At 63.4% G+C, this 1389-nt stretch carries 1 pseudogene; it reads right to left on the minus strand.

Annotated features, from left to right (window positions below):
* Window positions 1-1389 (minus strand): annotated as a pseudogene (locus tag MOD31_RS21810) (pyruvate dehydrogenase (acetyl-transferring), homodimeric type); the annotation flags it as partial.

Here is a 1389-nt window from a genome sequence, read left to right on the forward strand (position 1 = left end):
GGGCGGGTTGGCCGGGGTTGAGGAAGGCGTGTTCTTCGGCGGCGAGTCCGTCGCGGCGGAGTTCGTTCCAGGAGGTCACGGACCAGACTTCGGCGGCGACTCCCCAGTCTTCGTTCAGGATCCGGGCGGCTTCGATGGCCCAGGGCACGGACACGCCGGAGGCGAGGATGTTCGCGGTGGGCCGGTTTGAGTCGCCTTGCGGGGCTTCTGCGAGGCGGTAGATGCCTTTGAGGAGTCCGTTGATGTCGAGGTTTTCGGGTTCCGCGGGTTGGGTGATGGGTTCGTTGTAGACGGTGAGGTAGTACATCACGTTCCGGTCTTCACCGGTGCCGTCTGTACTGTCGCGTCCGTACATTTCTTCGAGGCCGTGGCGGATGATGTGGCCGATTTCGTAGCCGTAGGCGGGGTCGTAGGTTTTCACGGCGGGGTTGGTGGAGGCCAGGACGGGGGAGTGTCCGTCGGCGTGTTGGAGTCCTTCGCCGGTGAGGGTGGTTCGTCCTGCGGTGGCGCCGATGATGAAGCCGCGAGTCATTTGGTCCGCTGCGGCCCAGAACGAATCTCCGGTGCGTTGGAAGCCGAACATGGAGTAGAACACGTAGATCGGGACCAGGGGTTCGCCGTGGGTGGCGTAGGAGGTCCCGGCGGCGGTGAACGCTGCCACGGCGCCGGCTTCGTTGATGCCGGGGTGGATCAGTTGTCCGGCGGGTGATTCTTTGTAGGCCAGGACGAGGTCGCGGTCCACGGAGAGGTAGTTCTGACCTTTGGGGTTGTAGATTTTCGCGGTCGGGAAGAACGCGTCCATCCCGAAGGTCCGGGATTCGTCCGGGACCACGGGCACGAACCGGGCACCGAAGTTCTTATCCCGCATGAGGTCCTTCAACAACCGGACGAAGGCCATGGTGGTGGCGGCTTGTTGTTTCCCGGATCCGCGTTTGGCGACCTCGTAGGATTTGGCCTCGGGCAGGGTCACGGGGGTGTGGTGGCGGCGGCGTTCGGGGACGAACCCGCCGAGCTCTGCCCGGCGTTCCATGAGGTATTTGATTTCCGGGGCGTCCATGCCGGGGTGGTAGTACGGGGGCCGGTAGAGGTCAGCGTCGAGTTGGTCATCGCTGATGGGGATCCGGAGGTGGTCACGGAAGGCTTTGAGGTCTTCCATGGTCAGTTTCTTCATCTGGTGGGTCGCGTTGCGGCCCTCGAAGTGCGGGCCCAGGCCGTAGCCCTTGACCGTTTTGGCCAGGATCACGGTGGGTTTGCCCTTGAATTCGGTGGCTGCCTTGTACGCGGCGTAGACCTTGCGGTAGTCGTGACCGCCGCGTTTGAGGCCCCAGATCTGCTCGTCGTCCAAATCCGCCACCATGTCTTTGGTCTGCGGGGATTTGCCGAAGAAGT

Origin of the sequence: Paenarthrobacter sp. TYUT067 (assembly GCF_023656375.1) — a bacterium.
GTDB lineage: Bacteria > Actinomycetota > Actinomycetes > Actinomycetales > Micrococcaceae > Arthrobacter.